The sequence below is a fragment of the Streptomyces sp. WAC04114 genome (assembly GCF_019733245.1).
Taxonomy (GTDB): Bacteria; Actinomycetota; Actinomycetes; order Streptomycetales; family Streptomycetaceae; genus Streptomyces; species Streptomyces massasporeus_A.
Genome location: NZ_JAIGQA010000072.1, coordinates 15,944 through 34,706 on the forward strand (window position 1 = coordinate 15,944; position 18,763 = coordinate 34,706).

At 72.7% G+C, this 18,763-nt stretch carries 18 protein-coding genes and 2 pseudogenes; 13 read left to right on the plus strand and 7 right to left on the minus strand.

Going from position 1 to position 18,763, the window contains the following annotated elements:
* Positions 1-68 precede the first annotated feature (68 nt).
* From K4G64_RS19900 to K4G64_RS19910, 3 genes are all read left to right on the plus strand, one after another.
* Positions 69-803 carry an ABC transporter ATP-binding protein gene (locus K4G64_RS19900; protein ID WP_221757372.1) on the plus strand — a complete coding sequence of 245 codons (735 nt, stop codon included), beginning with the start codon at positions 69-71 and terminating at the stop codon, positions 801-803.
* Between the two features lie 59 nt (positions 804-862).
* Positions 863-1,597, plus strand: coding sequence for a VWA domain-containing protein (locus tag K4G64_RS19905; RefSeq protein WP_221757373.1), 735 nt, complete (start codon positions 863-865; stop codon positions 1,595-1,597).
* A 109-nt stretch (positions 1,598-1,706) separates the two neighbouring features.
* Entirely contained in the window at positions 1,707-3,362 is a 1,656-nt protein-coding gene (locus tag K4G64_RS19910; RefSeq protein ID WP_221757374.1) for a cytochrome bc complex cytochrome b subunit, read from the plus strand.
* Here K4G64_RS19910 and K4G64_RS19915 read toward each other — a convergent pair.
* Positions 3,337-4,228, minus strand: a pseudogene (locus K4G64_RS19915) (acyl-CoA dehydrogenase family protein). The gene K4G64_RS19910 and the pseudogene K4G64_RS19915 overlap by 26 nt on opposite strands.
* 31 nt (positions 4,229-4,259) lie before the next feature.
* On the minus strand, positions 4,260-5,399 hold the full coding sequence (locus K4G64_RS19920) for an acyl-CoA dehydrogenase family protein (RefSeq protein WP_221757375.1): 1,140 nt from the start codon (positions 5,397-5,399) through the stop codon (positions 4,260-4,262).
* A 48-nt stretch (positions 5,400-5,447) separates the two neighbouring features.
* Here K4G64_RS19920 and K4G64_RS19925 point away from each other — a divergent pair, with 48 nt between their 5' ends.
* Genes K4G64_RS19925 through K4G64_RS19935 form a run of 3 tightly spaced genes read left to right on the plus strand, consistent with a single transcriptional unit; the run spans position 5,448 to position 8,045 of the window.
* A complete protein-coding gene (locus K4G64_RS19925; RefSeq protein WP_221757376.1) occupies positions 5,448-6,236 on the plus strand; it encodes an SDR family oxidoreductase in 789 nt (262 codons plus the stop codon).
* A 13-nt stretch (positions 6,237-6,249) separates the two neighbouring features.
* Complete coding sequence (locus K4G64_RS19930) at positions 6,250-6,864, plus strand: TetR/AcrR family transcriptional regulator (RefSeq protein WP_221757390.1); 615 nt, start codon at positions 6,250-6,252, stop codon at positions 6,862-6,864.
* Positions 6,865-6,887: 23 nt separating this feature from the next.
* Positions 6,888-8,045 (plus strand): acetyl-CoA C-acetyltransferase, encoded by a 1,158-nt coding sequence (locus tag K4G64_RS19935; RefSeq protein WP_221757377.1) that lies wholly within the window; start codon positions 6,888-6,890, stop codon positions 8,043-8,045.
* Here K4G64_RS19935 and K4G64_RS19940 read toward each other — a convergent pair.
* The 4 genes from K4G64_RS19940 to K4G64_RS19955 are packed head-to-tail and all read right to left on the minus strand — an operon-like array spanning position 8,029 to position 11,451.
* Positions 8,029-9,081 carry a nitronate monooxygenase family protein gene (locus K4G64_RS19940; protein ID WP_221757378.1) on the minus strand — a complete coding sequence of 351 codons (1,053 nt, stop codon included), beginning with the start codon at positions 9,079-9,081 and terminating at the stop codon, positions 8,029-8,031. The genes K4G64_RS19935 and K4G64_RS19940 overlap by 17 nt on opposite strands.
* Positions 9,078-9,797 carry a CoA-transferase subunit beta gene (locus K4G64_RS19945; protein WP_221757379.1) on the minus strand — a complete coding sequence of 240 codons (720 nt, stop codon included), beginning with the start codon at positions 9,795-9,797 and terminating at the stop codon, positions 9,078-9,080. Before K4G64_RS19945 ends, K4G64_RS19940 begins: the two co-directional genes overlap by 4 nt.
* Entirely contained in the window at positions 9,794-10,657 is an 864-nt protein-coding gene (locus K4G64_RS19950) for a CoA transferase subunit A (protein WP_221757380.1), read from the minus strand. Before K4G64_RS19950 ends, K4G64_RS19945 begins: the two co-directional genes overlap by 4 nt.
* A complete protein-coding gene (locus K4G64_RS19955; RefSeq protein ID WP_221757381.1) occupies positions 10,654-11,451 on the minus strand; it encodes an enoyl-CoA hydratase family protein in 798 nt (265 codons plus the stop codon). The genes K4G64_RS19950 and K4G64_RS19955 overlap by 4 nt, the downstream gene beginning before the upstream one ends.
* Before the next feature lie 55 nt (positions 11,452-11,506).
* Between K4G64_RS19955 and K4G64_RS19960 the strand changes: the two genes are divergently transcribed.
* Together K4G64_RS19960 and K4G64_RS19965 are read left to right on the plus strand one after the other, a co-directional pair.
* Positions 11,507-12,283 (plus strand): SDR family oxidoreductase, encoded by a 777-nt coding sequence (locus K4G64_RS19960; protein WP_221757382.1) that lies wholly within the window; start codon positions 11,507-11,509, stop codon positions 12,281-12,283.
* Positions 12,284-12,313: 30 nt separating this feature from the next.
* Entirely contained in the window at positions 12,314-13,219 is a 906-nt protein-coding gene (locus K4G64_RS19965; RefSeq protein ID WP_221757383.1) for an SDR family oxidoreductase, read from the plus strand.
* A gap of 24 nt (positions 13,220-13,243) precedes the next feature.
* On the opposite strand, the gene K4G64_RS19970 is transcribed toward K4G64_RS19965, so the two are convergent.
* The gene (locus K4G64_RS19970; RefSeq protein WP_221757384.1) at positions 13,244-14,131 is read right to left on the minus strand and encodes a hypothetical protein; all 888 of its coding nucleotides are present in this window, start codon (positions 14,129-14,131) and stop codon (positions 13,244-13,246) included.
* A gap of 123 nt (positions 14,132-14,254) precedes the next feature.
* Between K4G64_RS19970 and K4G64_RS40285 the strand changes: the two genes are divergently transcribed.
* From K4G64_RS40285 to K4G64_RS40290, 5 genes and pseudogenes are all read left to right on the plus strand, one after another.
* On the plus strand, positions 14,255-14,731 hold the full coding sequence (locus tag K4G64_RS40285; RefSeq protein ID WP_308122433.1) for a GNAT family N-acetyltransferase: 477 nt from the start codon (positions 14,255-14,257) through the stop codon (positions 14,729-14,731).
* 20 nt (positions 14,732-14,751) lie between these two features.
* The gene (locus tag K4G64_RS19980) at positions 14,752-15,102 is read left to right on the plus strand and encodes a chorismate mutase (protein ID WP_221757386.1); all 351 of its coding nucleotides are present in this window, start codon (positions 14,752-14,754) and stop codon (positions 15,100-15,102) included.
* Between the two features lie 142 nt (positions 15,103-15,244).
* The gene (locus tag K4G64_RS19985; protein WP_221757387.1) at positions 15,245-15,793 is read left to right on the plus strand and encodes a two-component system response regulator; all 549 of its coding nucleotides are present in this window, start codon (positions 15,245-15,247) and stop codon (positions 15,791-15,793) included.
* A gap of 67 nt (positions 15,794-15,860) precedes the next feature.
* On the plus strand, positions 15,861-18,344 hold the full coding sequence (gene pepN / locus K4G64_RS19990; protein WP_221757388.1) for an aminopeptidase N: 2,484 nt from the start codon (positions 15,861-15,863) through the stop codon (positions 18,342-18,344).
* A 262-nt stretch (positions 18,345-18,606) separates the two neighbouring features.
* Positions 18,607-18,763: pseudogene (locus K4G64_RS40290) on the plus strand (aspartate aminotransferase family protein); the annotation flags it as partial.

The following is an 18,763-nucleotide window of genomic DNA, read 5'->3' on the forward strand; positions in this document are numbered from 1 at the left end:
GGCACATGAGTTCGAACGCCGGTCGTCCCGCTCTTGACCACGCGGACCGGTTCCTATGGGATGCGGTGATGACCGAGAACACCAGCCCGGGACCCGGCGCCGCCCTCGTCGGCGACGCGCCCGGGGAGCCGATGCTGCGGGTGGAGGACCTGCACCACTCCTACGGCACGGGGGCCGCGGCCGTGCACGCGCTGCGCGGGGCCTCCTTCTCCGTCCGGCGCGGTGAACTCGTCGCCCTCAAGGGCCGGTCGGGCTCCGGCAAGTCGACGCTGCTCCATCTGATCGGCGGCCTCGACTCCCCGCAGCGCGGCCGTGTCGTGGTGGACGGCACCGACCTGTCCGCGCTCGGCGAGAGCGAGCTGCTGGAACTGCGCCGGGACCGGATCGGTTTCGTCTTCCAGTCCTTCGGGCTCATCCCCATCCTCACCGCCGCCGAGAACGTGGGCGTGCCGCTGCGGCTGCGCCGGGCCGAGCCGCGCGAGCGCGAGGAGCGGGTGGCGCTGCTGCTGGCCCTGGTGGGGCTGGCCGGCCACGAGACACAGCGGCCCGCCGAGCTCTCCGGCGGGCAGCAGCAGCGGGTCGCCATCGCCCGGGCACTCGCCAACAGCCCGGCCCTGCTGCTCGCCGACGAGCCGACCGGCCAGCTCGACGCCGCCACCGGCCTGGCCGTGATGGAACTGCTGCGGGCCGTGGTCCGCAGCGAGGGCGTCACGGCCCTGGTCGCCACCCACGATCCTCAACTCCTCGGCCTGGCCGACCGGGTGCTGGAACTGAGCGACGGTGCGGTCGTCGAGGAGGAGTGAAGGGGGCGGTGGTTCAGGAGCGATCGGAGTGGTCGCCGAGGAGTGAGAGGATGCCGCCCATGGTCGCGATCAGTCTGAGCAAGGTGCAGGAGACCGCCCCCGCCCTGGTGGACCTCTACAAGAGCGCCGGGGTGTCCCTCACCAAGCACGGTCTCGACGGGCTGCGGGCGGCGGTCTACCTCGTGGTCGACTACTCCGGCTCGATGAAGCCCTACTACAAGGACGGCAGTGTGCAGGCGCTCGCCGACCGGGTGCTCGGTCTTTCGGCGCACCTGGACGACGACGGCAGCGTGCCCGTGGTGTTCTTCTCCACCGATGTCGACGCCGTCACCGACATCGCGCTCGCCGATCACCGGGGGAAGATCGAGCGGATCGTGGCCGGGCTCGGGCACATGGGGAAGACCAGCTACCACCTGGCGATGGACGCCATGATCGACCACTACCTCGACAGCGGGGCGGCCGAGCCCGCCCTGGTGGTCTTCCAGACCGACGGCGGGCCCATCAACAAGCTCGCCGCCGAGCGGTACCTGTGCAAGGCGGCGAAGCTGCCGCTGTTCTGGCAGTTCATCGGGTTCGGCGACCCGGGCAGCAAGCAGTTCGACTTCCTGCGCAAGCTGGACGAGCTGGCCGTGCCGGGCAAGCGGGTCGTCGACAACGCGGGGTTCTTCCACGCGGGGGAGGACCCCCGGAAGGTCTCGGACACCGAGCTGTACGACCGGCTGGTCGGCGAGTTCCCGAAGTGGCTGGTGGCCGCGCGGGCCCAGGGCATCGTCAGGGACCCCGGCAGCCGCTGACCGGGGCTCGCTCCCCTGGCCCAACCGCCCCGCCCCTTGGCCCACGCCCGTTTGCACGGCCGCGACACCGTGCCACGCTGGGAAGGATCCGACGGGGAGGCGACGACGTATGGGCGACGACGGCGCACGACGGGTGTACGGGACGGACTCCGCGGACCGGAGGCCTCCCGCCGGCAAGGGCGAGAAGCTCGCCGACTGGGCGGACGGACGGCTCGGGCTCTACGGCCTGGCCAAGGCCAACATGCGCAAGGTCTTCCCGGACCACTGGTCCTTCATGCTGGGCGAGGTCACCCTCTACAGCTTCGTCGTGCTGATCCTCACCGGCGTCTACCTCACCCTGTTCTTCGAGCCCAGCATGCAGGAGGTCGTCTACAACGGCTCCTACACGGAGCTCAACGGCGTGCTCATGAGCAAGGCGTTCGAGTCCACGCTGGACATCAGCTTCGATGTGCGCGGCGGGCTGCTCATCCGCCAGATCCACCACTGGGCGGCCCTGGTCTTCATCACCGGCATGCTGGTGCACATGATGCGGGTGTTCTTCACGGGCGCCTTCCGCAAGCCGCGCGAGCTGAACTGGCTCTTCGGCTGGACCCTGCTGATGCTCGGCATCATCACCGGCCTGACTGGCTACTCCCTCCCCGACGACCTGCTGTCCGGCACCGGCATCCGCTTCGCCCAGGGCGCGATCCTGTCGATCCCGATCGTCGGGACGTATCTGTCGTTCTTCCTGTTCGGCGGCGAGTTCCCCGGCGAGGACATCATCTCGCGGCTGTACCCCGTCCACATCCTGCTGCTGCCCGGGATCATGCTGGGCCTGGTCACCGCCCATCTGATCCTGGTCTTCTACCACAAGCACACCCAGTTCCCCGGCCCCGGGCGCAAGGAGCGGTCGGTCGTCGGGATGCCCTTCCTGCCCGTCTACATGGCCAAGGCCGGCGGCTTCTTCTTCCTCGTCTTCGGCGTCCTGACGGTGATGGGCGCCATCGCCCAGATCAACCCCGTGTGGGCCTTCGGCCCCTACCGCCCCGACCTGGTCACCACCGGTGCCCAGCCCGACTGGTACCTCGGGTTCTCCGAGGGCCTGATCCGGGTGATGCCGGGATGGGAGATCAACTTCTGGGGGCACACGCTCGCCCTGGGTGTGTTCATCCCCTTCTCGCTGTTCCCGCTGATCCTGCTCGCCCTCGGCCTCTACCCCTTCATCGAGGCGTGGATCACCGGCGACAGACGCGAGCACCACATCCTGGACCGGCCGCGCAACGCGCCCGTGCGCACCGGCCTCGGCGTGGCCTGGCTGACCCTGTACGCGGTGCTGCTGATCGGCGGCGGCAACGACATCGTCGCCACCCATCTGCATCTGTCCATCAACGTGATCACCTGGTTCGTGCGGATCGGCGTCTTCGTGCTGCCGGTCGTCGCCTTCGTCGTCACGAAGAAGATCTGCATGGGCCTGCAGCGCCGCGACCGCGCCAAGGTGCTGCACGGCAGGGAGACCGGCACCGTCAAGCGACTGCCGACCGGCGAGTACCTCGAGGTCCACGAGCCCCTCGCGCAGGCCGAGCTGCACACGCTCACCCAGCACGAGCAGCTCCCGCCGTACGCGGTCGGGCGCGAGGCCGACGCGGGGGGTGTCCGCCGCAAGGTCAAGCGGTCCGAGCGGCTGCGCGCCCGGCTCGCGAAGGCCATGTACGGGCCCGATGCGCGGATCGAGAAGCCGACCGTGGCCGAGTACCGGGAGGTCACCGGCGGCGATCACCGGCACTGAGGACCAGGGCCCGGCACTCCTCGGGCGCGCCCCAGGCGGTGCGCAGGGCCCGGGCCTTGGCGAGCCACAGCGACAGGCCGTACTCGGCGGTGTAGCCGATCGCCCCGTGCAGTTGCAGCGCGGTCCGGGCGGTGGTGTACGCCGCCTCGCACGCCGCGGCCTTGGCGGCGGCGGCGTCGGCCGGCTCCATGGTCAGCGCGGCGCCGAACACCAGCGGGCGCGCGAACTCCAGGGCGATCCTCGCGTCGGCCAGCCGGTGCTTGACCGCCTGGAAGGATCCGACCGGGACGCCGAACTGGGTGCGCTGCCCGACGTATCCGACCGTTCTGTCGAGGAGTGCCAGGCCCACGCCGAGGGCCTGTGCGGCGGTGGCGAGGCGGGCCCAGGTGAGGGCGTCGTCCGCGGACGGGGCCGTGGCCGGGGGAGAGGCGGATGCGGTCGGGCTCCCAGGAGATCCGGAGGGCGGCCGCGTCGCCGTCCAGGGCGTACGCCCCCTCGGGCGCCACCGTCGCGATGGTCTGCCCGGACGCCAGCGCCGGCAGCAGCCGCTTCGCCGTCCCCGGGTCCGCGCCCTCGAGGAGCACCGCCGCCACGACCGTCTCGACGACAGGCCCCGGCACCGCGTGCCGCCCCAGCTCCACGAAGGCCTCGGCCAGTTCGACCGGCCGCGGTCCCAGCCCCTCGTACGCCTCCGGCACCGCCAGCGCGAACACGCCCGCGTCCGCCACGCGGGACCACAGCGCCCGCCCGCTCGCATGGTCACCCCGGCTCCAGTCCCGGATCACCGCCGGGGTGTCCGCCGCCGTCAGCAGGGCGTCCAGCGACGCGGCGAAGGCCCGCTGCTCGGCATCGAGGAGGAAGCGCATCACACGTGCCCCTTCCACAGAGCGCCCGGCATCAGCGGCGCCCCTTCGGCAGGCCGAGCAGGCGCTCGGCGATGATGTCCCGCTGGATCTCGTTCGTGCCCGCGTAGAGGGGCCCGGCGAGGGCGAAGACGTATCGCTCCGCCCAGTCGGTGTCGGCCATCTCGCCCTCCGGGCCGAGCAGGTCGAGGGCCGTCTCGTGCAGCGCGATGTCCAGCTCGGACCAGAAGACCTTGTTGAGGCTCGACTCGGGGCCGGCGCTCTCGCCGTCCAGGAGGCGGGAGGCGGCCGCGTAGGTGAAGAGCTGGTAGGCGCGGGCGCCGATCAGGGCGTCGGCCACCCGGTCCCGCGCGGACGCCGGCCGGCCCTGCCGCCGCCACAGCTCCTCCAGCCGGCGGGCCGAGGCGAGGAAACGGCCGGGGGAGCGGAGCATCAGCCCGCGTTCGTTGCCCGCCGTCGACATCGCGATCCGCCAGCCCTGGCCCGGCTCGCCGATCACGTCCTCGTCGGGCACGAAGACTTCGTCCAGGAACAGCTCCGCGAAGGCCGGCTTGCCGTCGAGGCGCTCGATCGGGCGGACCGTGACCCCCGGGGCACGCAGACCGAACATCAGGTACGTCAGGCCCTGGTGGGGTCTGGCCGCGTCCGGGTCGCTGCGGAACAGACCGAAGGCGCGGTCGGCGAACGCGGCCCGCGAGGACCAGGTCTTCTGGCCGGTCAGCAGCCAGCCGCCGTCCGTGCGCACGGCCCTCGCCCGCAGGGACGCCAGGTCGGAACCGGCCTCGGGCTCCGACCAGGCCTGCGCCCAGATCACCTCGCCGGAGGCCATCGGGGGCAGGATCCGGGTCCGCTGCTCCTCGGTGCCGTGGTCGAGGAGGGTGGGGGCGAGCAGCTGGATGCCGTTCTGGCCGACCCGGCCCGGTGCGTCCGCCGCCCAGTACTCCTCCTCGAAGAGCAGCCACCGCAGCAGCCCCGCGTCCCTCCCGCCGTAGCGCGAGGGCCAGTTGACGACCGACCAGCGGTCCGCGGCGAGCTGCGCCTCCCAGGAGCGGTGCGCGGCGAAGCCCTCCTTGGTCTCCAGGGAGGGCAGGGGCGCGCGCGGCACGTGTGTGTGCAGCCACTGCCGCACCTCGGCGCGGAACGCCTCGTCCGCCGGGGAGAACGCCAGGTCCATGACCGCCCCTCCTTCCCTAACAAGTGTTTGGTAGGTTAGCGTGAGCCCATGACAGACGTCGAGAGCCCGGCGTACGTGCCCGGGCACGGCCTGCTGAAGGGGCGGACCGCCGTCGTCACCGCGGCGGCCGGTGCGGGGATCGGCGGGGCCACGGCGCGGCGCTTCCTGGAGGAGGGGGCCCGCGTCCTGATCAGCGACGCGCACACGCGACGCCTCAAGGAATTCGAGGCGCTGCTGGCCGGGGAGTTCGGCAGGCGGTCGGTCACCGCGGTGCCCTGCGACGTCACCGACGAGGAACAGGTGCGCGTCCTCTTCGCGACGGCGGCCGCGGAGCACGGGCGCCTCGACGTCGTGGTCAACAACGCCGGTCTGGGCGGCACCGCGGAGCTCGCCGACATGTCCGACGAGCAGTGGTCCCGCGTCCTGGACGTGACACTGAACGGCACCTTCCGGTGCACCCGCGCCGCCCTGCGCCTGATGCGGGAGTCGCAGGGCGGCGTGATCGTCAACAACGCCTCCGTCGTCGGCTGGCGCGCCCAGGCGGGACAGGCGCACTACGCCGCCGCGAAAGCCGGGGTGATGGCCCTGACCCGGTGCGCGGCACTGGAGGCGGCCGCGTACGGCGTCCGGGTCAACGCCGTCTCGCCGAGCCTCGCCATGCACCCGCACCTGGTGAAGGTGACCTCGGCGGACCTGCTGGCGGAACTGACCGGGCGCGAGGCCTTCGGGCGGTACGCCGAGCCCTGGGAGGTGGCCAACGTGATCGTGTTCCTGGCGTCCGGCTACTCCTCGTACATGACGGGCGAGGTCGTCGCCGTCAGCAGTCAACACGCCTAGGACAATGGACGATGTGCCGACCAAGAAGAAGCCCCAGGTGAGCGCCGCAGCGCCCGCGCGCCGCCGTGAACTCCTCGACACCGCCGCCGAGGTCTTCGCCGAACAGGGCTACAACGCCACCACCGTCCGAAAGATCGCGGACCACGCGGGGATGCTCGCAGGCAGCCTCTACTACCACTTCGACTCCAAGGAATCGATGCTGGAGGAGATCCTGCGCACCTTCCTGGACGAGCTGTGGGACGGCTACGACACCGTCCTCGGCGCCGGGCTCGGACCGCGCGAGACGCTGAAGGCCCTGGTCACCGAGTCGTTCCGGGAGATCGACCGGCATCGCGCGGCCGTCGCGATCTACCAGAAGGAGAGCAAACAGCTCGTGGCGCAGGAGCGGTTCGCCTTCCTCGCCGCGTCGCAGCGCCGGTTCGAGAAGGCCTGGCTGTCCACGCTGGAGCGCGGCGTCGCCGAGCGGGCCTTCCGGGCCGACCTCGACGTCCGGCTCACCTACCGGTTCGTGCGCGACACGGTCTGGGTCGCCGCGTCCTGGTACCGGCCGGGCGGACAGCACAGCCCGGAGGAGATCGCCCGGCAGTACCTGTCGATGGTGCTGGACGGGATCGCCGTACGTGAATAACCCCTAGGTGCGAGGGAGTCGTCATGGCCGAGGCCTACATCGTCGAAGCGGTCCGCACGCCCGTCGGGCGGCGCGGGGGAGGGCTGAGCGCGGTCCACCCGGCCGACCTCGGCGCGCACGTCCTGGCGGAGCTGATGGACCGCTCGGGCGCCGACCCGGCCGCCGTGGAGGACGTCGTCCTCGGCTGCCTGGACGCGGTCGGGCCGCAGGCCGGGGACATCGCCCGGACCTGCTGGCTGGCGGCCGGGCTGCCCGAGGAGGTGCCGGGCGTGACCGTCGACCGGCAGTGCGGCTCCTCGCAGCAGGCCGTGCACTTCGCCGCGCAGGCCGTGCTGTCCGGCACCCAGGACCTGGTGGTGGCGGGCGGGGTGCAGAACATGTCGATGATCCCCATCGCCTTCGCCACCCGGCAGGCCGCCGAACCGCTCGGGCTGACGCAGGGCCCCTTCGCGGGCAGTGCCGGCTGGCGGGCCCGGTACGGGGACAAGCCCGTGAACCAGTTCGTGGGCGCCGAGATGATCGCCGCGAAGTGGGGGATCAGCCGGCAGGACCAGGAGGAATTCGCCCTGCGCTCCCATCGGCGGGCGGTGCGGGCCGTCGACGAGGGGCGCTTCGGCCGCGAGACCGTGCCGTACGGGGAGGTCACCGCCGACGAGGGCCCGCGCCGGGACACCTCCCTGGAGAAGATGGCCGGGCTGGGGCCGGTCCTCGACGGCGGCACCGTCACCGCCGCCTGCTCCTCACAGGTCTCCGACGGGGCGGCGGCGATGCTGCTGGCCTCCGAGCGGGCCGTGCGCGACCACGGGCTCACCCCCCGCGCCCGTGTGCACCACCTCTCGGTGCGCGGCGAGGACCCGATCCGGATGCTCACCGCCCCGATCCCGGCCACCGCCCACGCCCTGAAGAAGACCGGCCTGACCATCGACGACATCGACCTCGTCGAGATCAACGAGGCCTTCGCACCGGTCGTCCTGGCCTGGCTGAAGGAGACCGGCGCCGACCCGGACCGGGTCAACGTCAACGGCGGCGCGATCGCCCTGGGCCATCCCCTCGGCGCGACCGGCGTCAAGCTGATGACGACCCTGCTGCACGAACTGGAGCGCACCGGCGGCCGGTACGGCCTGCAGACCATGTGCGAGGGCGGCGGCCAGGCCAACGTGACGGTCATCGAACGGCTGTGAGCCGCGCCAGCGTCTCGTCGGCCTCCTTCACGATCCGCTCCACCAGCTCCGCGCACGACGGCAGGTCGTCGATCACCCCGGCGACCTGCCCGGACGCCATCACCCCCAGGTCCGTACGGCCGTCCACCATCGCCGACTTCAGCAGCATCGGCGTGTTCGCGGCGAGCAGCACCTGGCTCCAGGACAGGTCCTTGCCGTGCCGGAGGGCCAGCCCGTCGCGCACCAGCCGCCTCCAGGTCAGCCCGGACAGCCGCCGGAATCCGGCCGCCGCGCGCACCGCCCGCGCCAGCGCCCGGGCCCGGCCGGTGTCCTCAAGGGCGGCCACCAGTTCCGTCCGCAGCATGCGGTGCGGGAGCCCGTCCACCGCCCGGGTCACCGTCACGTCCCGCACGGTCGCCGCGAGGTACCGCGCCTTCACCGCGTCCGGCACGGTCGAGTCCGAGGTCAGCAGGAACCGCGTGCCCATCGCCACCCCCGCGGCCCCGTAGGCGAGGGCAGCGGCCAGCCCGCGCCCGTCGAAGAAGCCGCCCGCCGCGACGACGGGGATCCGCACCGCGTCCACCACCTGCGGCAGCAGCACGGTCGTGGCCACCTCGCCGGTGTGACCGCCGCCCTCCGCACCCTGCACGAGCACCGCGTCCGCGCCCCACGCCGCGACCTTCTCGGCGTGCCGCCGCGCCCCCACGGTCGGCATGACGACCACACCGGCCTGCTTGAGCTCGCCGATCAGCTCCCGGGAGGGGGCGAGGGCGAAGGAGGCGACGCGGACGCCCTCCTCGATCAGGATCCGCACGCGGTCGCCCGCGTCGGCGGCGTCCGCGCGCAGATTCACCCCGAACGGCGCGTCGGTCCGCGCCTTCACCTCGCGCACGGCCTCACGCAGCCGGCCCGGCGTCATCGTCGCCGAGGCCAGGATGCCGAGGGCGCCCGCGTTCGCCGAGGCGGAGACCAGACGCGGACCGGCCACCCAGCCCATCCCGGTCTGCACGACCGGATGGCGGACGCCGGTCAGCCGCGTCAGTGCCGTGCCCCTCACGCGGCGACCTCCCGGGCCCGGGCCCCGGCCGGGTCGACGACCTCGCGGATCAGCCGGAGCTCCTCGCCGGTCGGCTCCCTCGTCGCCGGCACCTCGTCCGGCACGGTCAGCTCGAAGCCCGTGGCCTCCCTGACCTGCTCGACGGTGACGCCGGGGTGCAGCGAGGCCAGCCGCATCGAGCGGTCGGGGGTGGCGAAGTCGAAGACGCCCAGGTCGGAGACGACCCGCGGGATGCGGTGGTAGCGCGCCCCGGCCGCACGGTCGTAGCCGACCCCGCAGACCATGTCGACACGGTCGACGAAGACCCGCCGGGAGTGCCTCGGGATCCAGTAACTGGTCGGGTTGTTCAGGGTGTTGACCGGGGCGCCGCGCACCCCGAGCAGCTGCCGCCTCGGCCGCTCCCAGTCCCCGATGCACGAGATGTTCTGGTTGCCGAACCGGTCGATCTGGCTCGCGCCCATCATCACGTGCCGCCGCCCGCCCGTGACCCAGGCCAGATGCTCGCGGTAGGGCAGCCAGCCCTCGGGTGTCCCGTCCGGGCGGACGAGCAGGGCCTCGCCGTCGGTCAGCAGCAGGTCCGGCGCGAAGGTGAGCCGGGCCAGCCGGGCGCCGATCGAGGGGATCGGACCCATGGGGCTCGCCAGCACCTCGCCGTCACCCCGCCAGGCCTCGGCGCAGGCGATCACGCAGTACTCGGCGCGGGTGGGCCCGGTCATGTCCCCTCCCGTACGGCCGCCTGGTAGGTCTGCTCCCTTACCGCCGCCTGGTAGGTCTGCTCGTCCCCTTTGAGGAACCCGGCCTCGAACTCGGGCCAGGGCGTGGTCGCGTACCTCTTCTGGAAGGCCTCGTCCCGGCCGTAGTCGGGCGCGCAGGAGGTGAAATGCGCTCCGTTCGGCGCCTCGACCACCCCGGTGACCGTGTGACGCCTGATCAACAGCGTCTGGGGCGGGCCCTGCTTCGTCAGCTCGGCCGTCTCGACGACCCGCTCGCAGCTCACGTACGCCGTGTCGGCCGCCGCGCAGAACAGGTCGTCGAAGTACGGGTCCGGGCCCAGGTACTGCCCGTTGCCCGAGCGGTCGGCTCGGTTGACGTGCACCAGGGCCGCGTCCAGCCGCAGGGCGGGCACGGCGACGAACGTCTCCCCGTCCTCGTACGGCGAGGTGACCGTCCGCAGGCCGGGGTTGACCCGCATCACGTCCGAGCCGAACCCCGCCCGCACCGGCAGGAACGGCAGCCGGTTCGCCGCCGCCCGCAGGCCCCACAGGAACATCGCCTCGTCGATCTCCGTCAGTTCGAAGGCGCCCCGCTCGCGGGCCGCCCGGTAGTGCGGCTCCAGCGGGATCGAGTCGAGGGTGACGAAGGCGGTGACCAGCTTCCGGATCCGCCCGGCGGCGGCCAGCATGCCCACGTCCGGACCGCCGTAGGAGACGACCGTGAGGTCGGTGATCTCCGACCTGAGCAGCGCTCTGACCAGGGCCATCGGCTTGCGGCGCGAGCCCCAGCCGCCGATGCCGAGGGTCATGCCGCTGGACAGCCGGGCCACGGCCTCGTCCGCCGGCATCGTCTTGTCCTTCATCGCGCTCCCTCCTGCCCGTCGGGTTCGTCTCCGCCGGACTCACCGGGTGTGCCGGAGCCGCCGAAGGCGCCGCGCACCCGTGCGCCCACCCCGCTGAGGCCCGCCTCGAAGGTGAAGCCCTGCTCGAAGCGGTAGCTACGGCGCACGTCCACGGGGTCGATGCCGTTGAGCGCCGCCTTGGCCAGGCGGAGCAGCCGGCCGTCCTTGGCGGCGATCTCCCGGGCCAGCTCCAGGGCGGCGGCGGGCAGTTCGGCGCGCGGCACCACCCGCCACACCGACCCGTGCGCGTGCAGCTCGGCCGCGCTCGCCGTACGGGCCGTGTAGTACAGCGCCCGCATCAGGTGCTGGGGGACCAGCCGGGCCAGGTGGGTGGCCGCGCCCAGGGCGCCGCGCTCCAGCTCGGGCAGCCCGAACACCGCGTCCTCGCTCGCCACGATCGCGTCCGCGTTGCCCACCAGGCCGACACCGCCGCCCAGACAGAAGCCCTGCACCGCCGCCACCACCGGCACCTCGCACGCGTAGACCGCCGCGAAGGCCTCCGCGCAGCCGCTGTTCGCCCCGCGCAGCGCGCTGTGCTCCCGGTCGTCCGCCTGCAACTCCTTGATGTCCACGCCCGCGTTGAACCCGCGCCCCTCGGCGGCCAGCACCACGCACCGGACCTCCGGGTCGCGTCCGGCCGCGCGCACCGCGTCGGCCAGGGCGAACCAGCCCGCCACCGGCAGGGCGTTCACCGGCGGGAAGTCGACCGTGACGACGGCGATGCCCTTTTCCCCGCACGAGGTGGAGACACCCATGGCCGCATCAGCTACCTTTCCACCAAACGTTTGTTAGGTGGAAAGGTAGCAGCGCATGGAGCTGGACGGGAAGGTCGCCGTCGTCACGGGCGGGACCCGCGGCGTCGGCGCCGGCATCGCGCGGGCCTTCGTGCGGGCGGGCGCCGAGGTCCTGGTATGCGCCCGCCGGCCACCACAAGTCCCGCTGCCCGGAACCGAGTTCATGCCGCTGGACGTCCGGGACGCCGACGCCGCCCTACGCCTGTTCGCGGGTCTGCCCCGGGTGGACGTCCTCGTCAACAACGCGGGCGGAGCGCCCCACCGGCTGCTCACCGAGGCCGGCGCCGACCGGCACGCGCGCGTGGTGGAGCTCAACCTGCTCGCTCCGCTGACCGTCTCCCTCGCCGCGTACGACCGGCTGCGGAGCTCAAGAGGCTCGATCGTCATGATCGGCAGCGTCAGCGGCGCACGCCCCTCGCCCGGCACCGCCGCCTACGGTGCCGCCAAGGCGGGCCTGGAGAGCCTCGCCCGGTCGATGGCCGTGGAGTGGGCGCCCGACGTCCGGGTCAACACCCTCGTCGTCGGCATGGTCCGCACGGAACGGTCCCACCTCCACTACGGCGACCGGGACGGCGTCGCGGCCGTGGCCCGCACGGTCCCGCTGGGCCGCCTCGCCGAGCCGTCCGACGTGGGTGCCGCCGCGGTGTTCCTGGCGTCCGGCGCCGCCGCCTACATCAGCGGGGCGAGCCTGCTGGTGCACGGGGGCGGGGAACGTCCGGCGTTCCTGGACGCGGCCACCGCCGGTCGCGCGTCCGCCGAGGACAAGGAGAGCTCACATGAACAGCCGACATGAGCGGAGAGCCGACGTGAGCGGGGAGCTGACATGAGCGGTCTCTGCGCGGGCCGGGTCGTGGCCGTGACGGGCGCGGGCCGGGGGCTCGGCCGGGCCCACGCGCTCGCGTTCGCGGCCGAGGGCGCCCGGCTCGTCGTCAACGACCTCGGCGTGGGCCTCGACGGCACGCCCGAACCCGACGGCCCCGCCACCCGGGTCGTCGAGGAGATCCGCGCGGGCGGCGGCGAGGCGGTGGCGCACGGCGGCGACATCGCCACGGCCGAGGGCGCCGCCTCCCTCGTCCGCACCGCCCTGGAGACGTACGGGAGGCTCGACACCCTCGTCAACAACGCGGGCTTCCTGCGCGACCGCATGCTGGTCAACCTCGACGAGGACGACTTCGACGCCGTCGTACGCGTCCACCTCAAGGGCCACTTCCTGCCCCTGCGGCACGCGGCCGCGCACTGGCGATCCGAGGCGAAGGCCGGCCGTCGGCCCGAGGCCCGGATCATCAACACCAGCAGCGGCGCGGGCCTGCTCGGCTCGGTCGGGCAAGGGAACTACAGCGCCGCCAAGGCCGGGATCGTCGCCCTGACCCTGGTCGCCGCGGCCGAACTGCGGCGCTACGGCGTCCAGGTCAACGCGATCGCCCCCGCCGCCCGGACCCGGATGACGGAACGCACCTTCGCCGACACCATGACGGCCCCCGACTCCGGCTTCGACGCCATGGCCCCGGAGAACGTCTCACCCCTGGTGGTCTGGCTGGGCTCCCCGGCGAGCGCGGGGGTGACCGGCCGGGTCTTCGAGGCGGAGGGCGGCCGGATCACGGTCATGGAGGGCTGGCGGCCGGGCCCGAGCACGGACCGGGACGGCCGCTGGACCCCGGCCGATGCGGGCGAACAGGCCCGGAAGCTCCTGTCCGAGGCGGCCGAGCCCGGGCCGGTGTACGGAACCTAGACGTTCACCTGTCGCCCTGGATGTTCACGTGTCGCACTCCAGCACGCTCCGGCACAACGCGCACCGCGCCCGGACCCGCCCCCGCACCGGCACCCTGATCCGCTGGTGGCACGTGGGGCAGGGGAACGACACCCGCAGCCGCCCGCCCCCGTCGGGGGAGAACGCGTAGCGCACTCCCGGCTGCGGCGGACCCGTCGGCGCGTGCCGCCGGTCCCGGGCGTACCGCCGCCGCCCCGCCCACCCCGCCGCCGTCAGCGGCGGCTGCTGCCCGTCCCCGCGGGCCAGCTCCATCCCCTTCATGTACGCCGTGTACGCCTGCGCACTGGTGAACCACACCGACGGGTCCTCCCCGAAGACCAGCGCCCGCTTGGCCAGCACGTACCCGAACTCCTCCGGCGTGAGATACCCCAGCTTCTGCGAGGACGCCCCGTCCTCCCGGTAGGCGTCCAGCAGCAGCCACCCCGCACCCAGGTACGTCGCCGCCGTGTCCGTGAGGATCTCGTTGTCCCGCACGCCGGGGAAGGACAGGTCGAGCCGGTGCAGGTACACGTGCATCACCTCGTGTGCCAGGGCCGCCCCGATGTCCCGCCGATGGTCACGGAACCGGTCGTTCAACTCCACGAAGTACTCCGGCCCGGCCGCGAGCTCCACGCTCGCCGCGTGCCGCATCTCCCGGAAACTCACCACCAGCCGGGCGTCCGGCAGCCGGTAGTGCCGCACCAGCTCGTGCGCCACCCGCTGCGCCCCCAGATGGAGGTCGTCGGTGTCGCAGAACGCCACGTCGACCGGGAGCACGCTGGTCGGATACGTCCGCACGGTGTCGTACGACAGCCGCTTGTACAACGCCGTGATGGCGGCCCGCACCGTCTCCAGATGCGGGTAGCCGTGCTCGACCGGCCCGTCGTTCGCCACGCCTCACCCCCAAGACGCCCCAGAACCCGGTTCCACTGTACGAGGACCCGCCCCGCCGCGGACGCGCCCCGGCACGGCGAAAACCGGTCGTCACCGCCCGGCGTCCGGGGCAGAATCCGAGCCGTGACCAGCGAACAGCACACCGTCGCCGCTTCGCTCCGGGTGGGCGGCCAGGACGACGACCTCGAAAAGCGCCTCGACGAGGAGCTGACCGCCTTCAACACCGCCGCCGCCGACGGCGCCGTCACCGAGCCGCTCTCCGTCCGCGTCACCGACGAAGCCGGCGACCTGGTGGGCGGGCTCACCGCCTGGACCTGGGGCACCCTGTGCTCGGTGGACATGCTGTGGGTGCGCGAGGACCAGCGGCACTCCGGCTGGGGCGGCCGGCTGATGCGCGCGGCGAAGGCGGAGGCCGCCCGGCGCGGCTGCACCGACATGATCGTCTCCACCTACAGCTTCCAGGCACCCGCCTTCTACCCGAAGCTCGGCTTCACGGAACGGGCCCGTATCGGGGGCGTCCCCGGCGGCCACGAGGACATCTACTTCCACAAGCGGCTCTCACCGCCGAAGGATGAGACGGCCGGCGGCCGGCCGGCGTGATCCCCGTAGGCTGACGCCCCATGACCACCAGCAACACCGGTTCCCCCGAGGCCGACCCCGCCGTGCGCGAAGAGCTCGCCCGGCTGCGCGACAGCATCGACAACATCGACGCGGCCGTCGTCCACATGCTCGCCGAGCGCTTCAAGGCCACCCAGCAGGTCGGCCACCTCAAGGCCCAGCACCAGCTGCCGCCCGCCGACCCGGCCCGCGAGGGCCGCCAGATCGCCCGGCTGCGCGCACTCGCCGAGGACGCCAAGCTGGACCCGGCCTTCGCCGAGAAGTTCCTGAACTTCATCGTCGCCGAGGTCATCCGCCACCACGAGCGCATCGCCGACGAGGCGCTCAACGGCTCCGGCACGAGCGGCAACTGACCTCGCGCGCACCCTCCCGGGGGGAGTGACACGGCGGCCCGTCCGGGGGCATGCTGCGCTGTGCACAGCATGTCAGCTGACGAGCACTGCGCGTCAGTGTCCCGGACTACTCTGGACCTCCACGAGGGAGGGGCGTCGGGCCATGCCGTCGGATACCAGGATCCTCATCGTCGACGACCACGAGGACACGCTCTACGCGCTGGAGAGCGCCCTGGCCCCGCTGGGCTACCAGCTCAGCCGGGCCACCAGCGGCGACGAGGCACTCAAACAGGTGCTGCGCGGCCAGGTCGGCCTGCTCCTGCTCGACGTGCGCATGCCCGGCGTCAGCGGACTGGAGGTCGTGCGCTACATGCGGCGCGTGGAGCAGACCCAGCACATCCCCGTGATCCTGCTCACCGGCTTCGGCGCCGACCACGAACTGACCACCACCGCCTTCCAACTCGGCGTCGCCGACCTCGTCCTGAAGCCCGTGGACCCCTGGGCCCTGCGCACCAAGGTCCGCTACCTCTACGACGCCCACCGGCGCCACCTCGCCCTCGAACGGGAAGTGCGCCGCCTGCGCGCCCTCACCGGGGAGCACACCGAGACCCCCGCACACCCCCGCCCCGGACTGCCGCACCCCGACGCGCGCGTACCGACACAACGGCCCATGGGGGCGCACGCCGGGGAGCTGGAAAGGGACCGCACATAGACCGGACATCGGGCACGTACCGATCCGCCTCTGTGCGTTGCCGACGCCATCAGGCAGCATGTCTCGCATGTCCGTACTGACGCGCGACGAAGCGCAGACCCGAGCAGAGTTCCTCGACGTCCACCGCTACACGATCGACCTCGACCTGACCCGCGGAGACGACACCTTCGACTCCCGCACCCTGATCAGGTTCGCTGCCCGCGTGGACGGGGACACCTTCGTCGAGCTCAAGCCCGCCGAGCTGCGCTCCGTCACCCTCGACGGACACCCCCTGGACCCGGAGGCCCTCGACGGCAACCGGCTCCCGCTGAAGGACCTCACCGCCGGCGAACACGAACTGCGCGTGGACGCGACGATGCGCTACTCCCGCACCGGCGAGGGCATGCACCGCTTCACCGACCCCACCGACGGTGAGACCTACGTCTACACCCAGCTCTTCCTGGACGACGTCCAGCGGGTCTTCGCCGCCTTCGACCAGCCCGATCTGAAGGCCGTCTTCGACCTGTCGGTGAAGGCCCCGCAGGACTGGACCGTCCTCACCAACGGCATCACCGAACAGGCCGACGGCGTATGGAAGGCGGCCCCCACACCGCTCATCTCCACCTACCTCGTCGCCGTCGCCGCCGGCCCCTGGCACTCCGTGCGCACCGAGCACCGCGGCCTGCCCTTCGGCCTGCACTGCCGCCGCTCCCTCGCCCCCTACCTCGACGCCGACGCCGACGAACTCCTCGACATCACACGCGCCTGCTTCGACCGCTACCACGAGAAGTTCGACGAGCCGTACCCGTTCGACTCCTACGACCAGGCCTTCGTCCCCGAGTTCAACGCCGGCGCCATGGAGAACCCGGGCCTGGTCACCTTCCGCGACGAATTCGTCTACCGCTCCGCCGTCACCGACACCGAACGCCAGACCCGCGCCATGGTCATCGCCCACGAGATGGCCCACATGTGGTTCGGCGACCTCGTCACCCTCAAGTGGTGGGACGACATCTGGCTGAACGAGTCCTTCGCCGAGTACATGGGCTACCAGACCCTCACCGAAGCCACCCGCTTCACCGACACCTGGACCGACTTCGGCGTCACCCGCAAGTCCTGGGGCTACGACGCCGACCAGCGCCCCTCCACCCACCCCGTCGCCCCCGAAGCCGTCGACGACACCGCCTCCGCACTGCTCAACTTCGACGGCATCTCCTACGCCAAGGGCGCCAGCGCGCTGCGGCAACTGGTCACCTGGCTCGGCGAGAAGGACTTCCTCGCCGGCATCAACACCCACTTCGCCCGGCACAGGTTCGCAAACGCCACCCTCGCCGACTTCATCGACAACCTCGCCGCGGCCACCGACCGCGACGTCCACGCCTGGGCCGACGCCTGGCTGCGCACCACCGGCGTCGACACCCTCACCCCGCGCATCGTCCCCGGCGAGCACGGCACCTGCGCCCTCACCGTCGACCGCGCCGGCAGCCGCCCGCACCGCGTCGCCGCCGGCCTCTACGACCGGGACCTCGGCGACGACGGCGGCCAGCTCGTCCTGCGCGAACGCCTCCACCTGGACCTCCCGCAGACCGACGCCCACCCCATCGGCAAGCGGCCCGCCCTGCTCCTCCTCAACGACGGCGACCTCAGCTACGCCAAGGTCCGCTTCGACCCCGAGTCCTTCGAGACCGTCCGCAAGGAGCTGTCCGGCCTGCCTGAACCGCTCACCCGCGCGGTCGTCTGGAACGCCCTGCGCGACGCCGTCCGCGACGGCGAACTCGCCCCCGGCGCCTACCTGGAGGCCGCCCGTGCCCACCTCCCGCTGGAGACGGACCTCGCCATCGTCCAGGGCGTCCTCGCCTTCGCCTCCACCTACATCACCGACCGCTACCTCACCCCCGAGGAGCGGCCCGCCGCCCTCGCCACCCTCTCCGACCTGTGCCGCGACCTCATCCGCCGCACCGAGGACGGCGACAACCCCGGCCTGCGCCTGATCGCCGTACGCCACCGCATCGACGTGGCCGCCCACCCCGACACCATCGCCGCCTGGCTCGCCGACGGCACCGTCCCCGGCGGGCCCGAGCTCGACCCCGAACTGCGCTGGCGCATCCTCGCCCGGCTCGCCGTCCTCGGCGCGACCGACGAGGCCGCCATCGCCGCCGAACTGGAACGCGACCCGAGCGCCACCGGCCAGGAGGGCGCCGCACGCTGCCGGGCCGCCCTGCCCGACCCGGAGGCCAAGGCCCGCGCCTGGGAGGCCATGTTCGGCTCCGACACCCTGTCCAACTACCTCTTCACCGCCACCGCCCAGGGCTTCTGGCAGCCCGAACAGGCCGACCTGGTACGCGAGTACGTCGGCCGCTACTACGCCGACGCGGTCGCCGTCGCCGACCGCCGCGGCCCCGCCATCGCCGAGGCGGCGGGCCGCTGGGCCTTCCCCGCCCACGCCGTCGACGCGAACACCCTCCGCCTCGGCGAGGCCTGCCTGCGCGACGCCGACCCCACCCCCGCGCTGCGCCGCAAGCTCGTCGACCAACTGGACGACCTCGCGAGGGCGTTGCGGGTACGCGAGGCGTAGCCCACCGGCGCAGGGCACGGGCACTCGACGCGCGGCCGGCCACTCGCCGCTCACGGCGGACCGGCCGCCCCCGAGGACGTCATGAACCCACGGTGTCTGAGACCGGCCGGGGGCGCGCGGCGCCGACGGTGTCAAAGACTGGCCCTGGACCACGGGGCGCCGACGGCGGCCCCGACCGGTTTTCCCATGCGGAGGTACCTCCACCCGGGTTGCGTCGTTGAACTCTCCGGGCGCGCCGCCCCGCGCCCCGGAGGTCAACCCCATGAGCACGCCGCCCCTCGCCTCAGGCCACCAAGGCCCCCACGCCCTGCGGCCGTTGCTCGACACGGTCCTCGCGGCGCTGGACACCGGCGCCCGGGCGCCGGTGTCCAGCGCCGCGAGGACCGTGTCGAGCAACGGCCGCAGGGCGTGGGGGCCTT

Coding starts and splice junctions, on each gene's coding strand:
- K4G64_RS19910 (WP_221757374.1), top strand. CDS start 1,707: ATGGGCGACGACGGCGCACGACGGGTGTACGGGACGGACTCCGCGGAC.
- K4G64_RS19905 (WP_221757373.1), top strand. CDS start 863: ATGGTCGCGATCAGTCTGAGCAAGGTGCAGGAGACCGCCCCCGCCCTG.
- pepN (WP_221757388.1), top strand. CDS start 15,861: ATGTCCGTACTGACGCGCGACGAAGCGCAGACCCGAGCAGAGTTCCTC.
- K4G64_RS19955 (WP_221757381.1), bottom strand. CDS start 11,451: ATGGGTGTCTCCACCTCGTGCGGGGAAAAGGGCATCGCCGTCGTCACG.
- K4G64_RS19900 (WP_221757372.1), top strand. CDS start 69: ATGACCGAGAACACCAGCCCGGGACCCGGCGCCGCCCTCGTCGGCGAC.
- K4G64_RS19985 (WP_221757387.1), top strand. CDS start 15,245: ATGCCGTCGGATACCAGGATCCTCATCGTCGACGACCACGAGGACACG.
- K4G64_RS19980 (WP_221757386.1), top strand. CDS start 14,752: ATGACCACCAGCAACACCGGTTCCCCCGAGGCCGACCCCGCCGTGCGC.
- K4G64_RS19935 (WP_221757377.1), top strand. CDS start 6,888: ATGGCCGAGGCCTACATCGTCGAAGCGGTCCGCACGCCCGTCGGGCGG.
- K4G64_RS19960 (WP_221757382.1), top strand. CDS start 11,507: ATGGAGCTGGACGGGAAGGTCGCCGTCGTCACGGGCGGGACCCGCGGC.
- K4G64_RS19920 (WP_221757375.1), bottom strand. CDS start 5,399: ATGGACCTGGCGTTCTCCCCGGCGGACGAGGCGTTCCGCGCCGAGGTG.
- K4G64_RS19950 (WP_221757380.1), bottom strand. CDS start 10,657: ATGAAGGACAAGACGATGCCGGCGGACGAGGCCGTGGCCCGGCTGTCC.
- K4G64_RS19965 (WP_221757383.1), top strand. CDS start 12,314: ATGAGCGGTCTCTGCGCGGGCCGGGTCGTGGCCGTGACGGGCGCGGGC.
- K4G64_RS19945 (WP_221757379.1), bottom strand. CDS start 9,797: ATGACCGGGCCCACCCGCGCCGAGTACTGCGTGATCGCCTGCGCCGAG.
- K4G64_RS19925 (WP_221757376.1), top strand. CDS start 5,448: ATGACAGACGTCGAGAGCCCGGCGTACGTGCCCGGGCACGGCCTGCTG.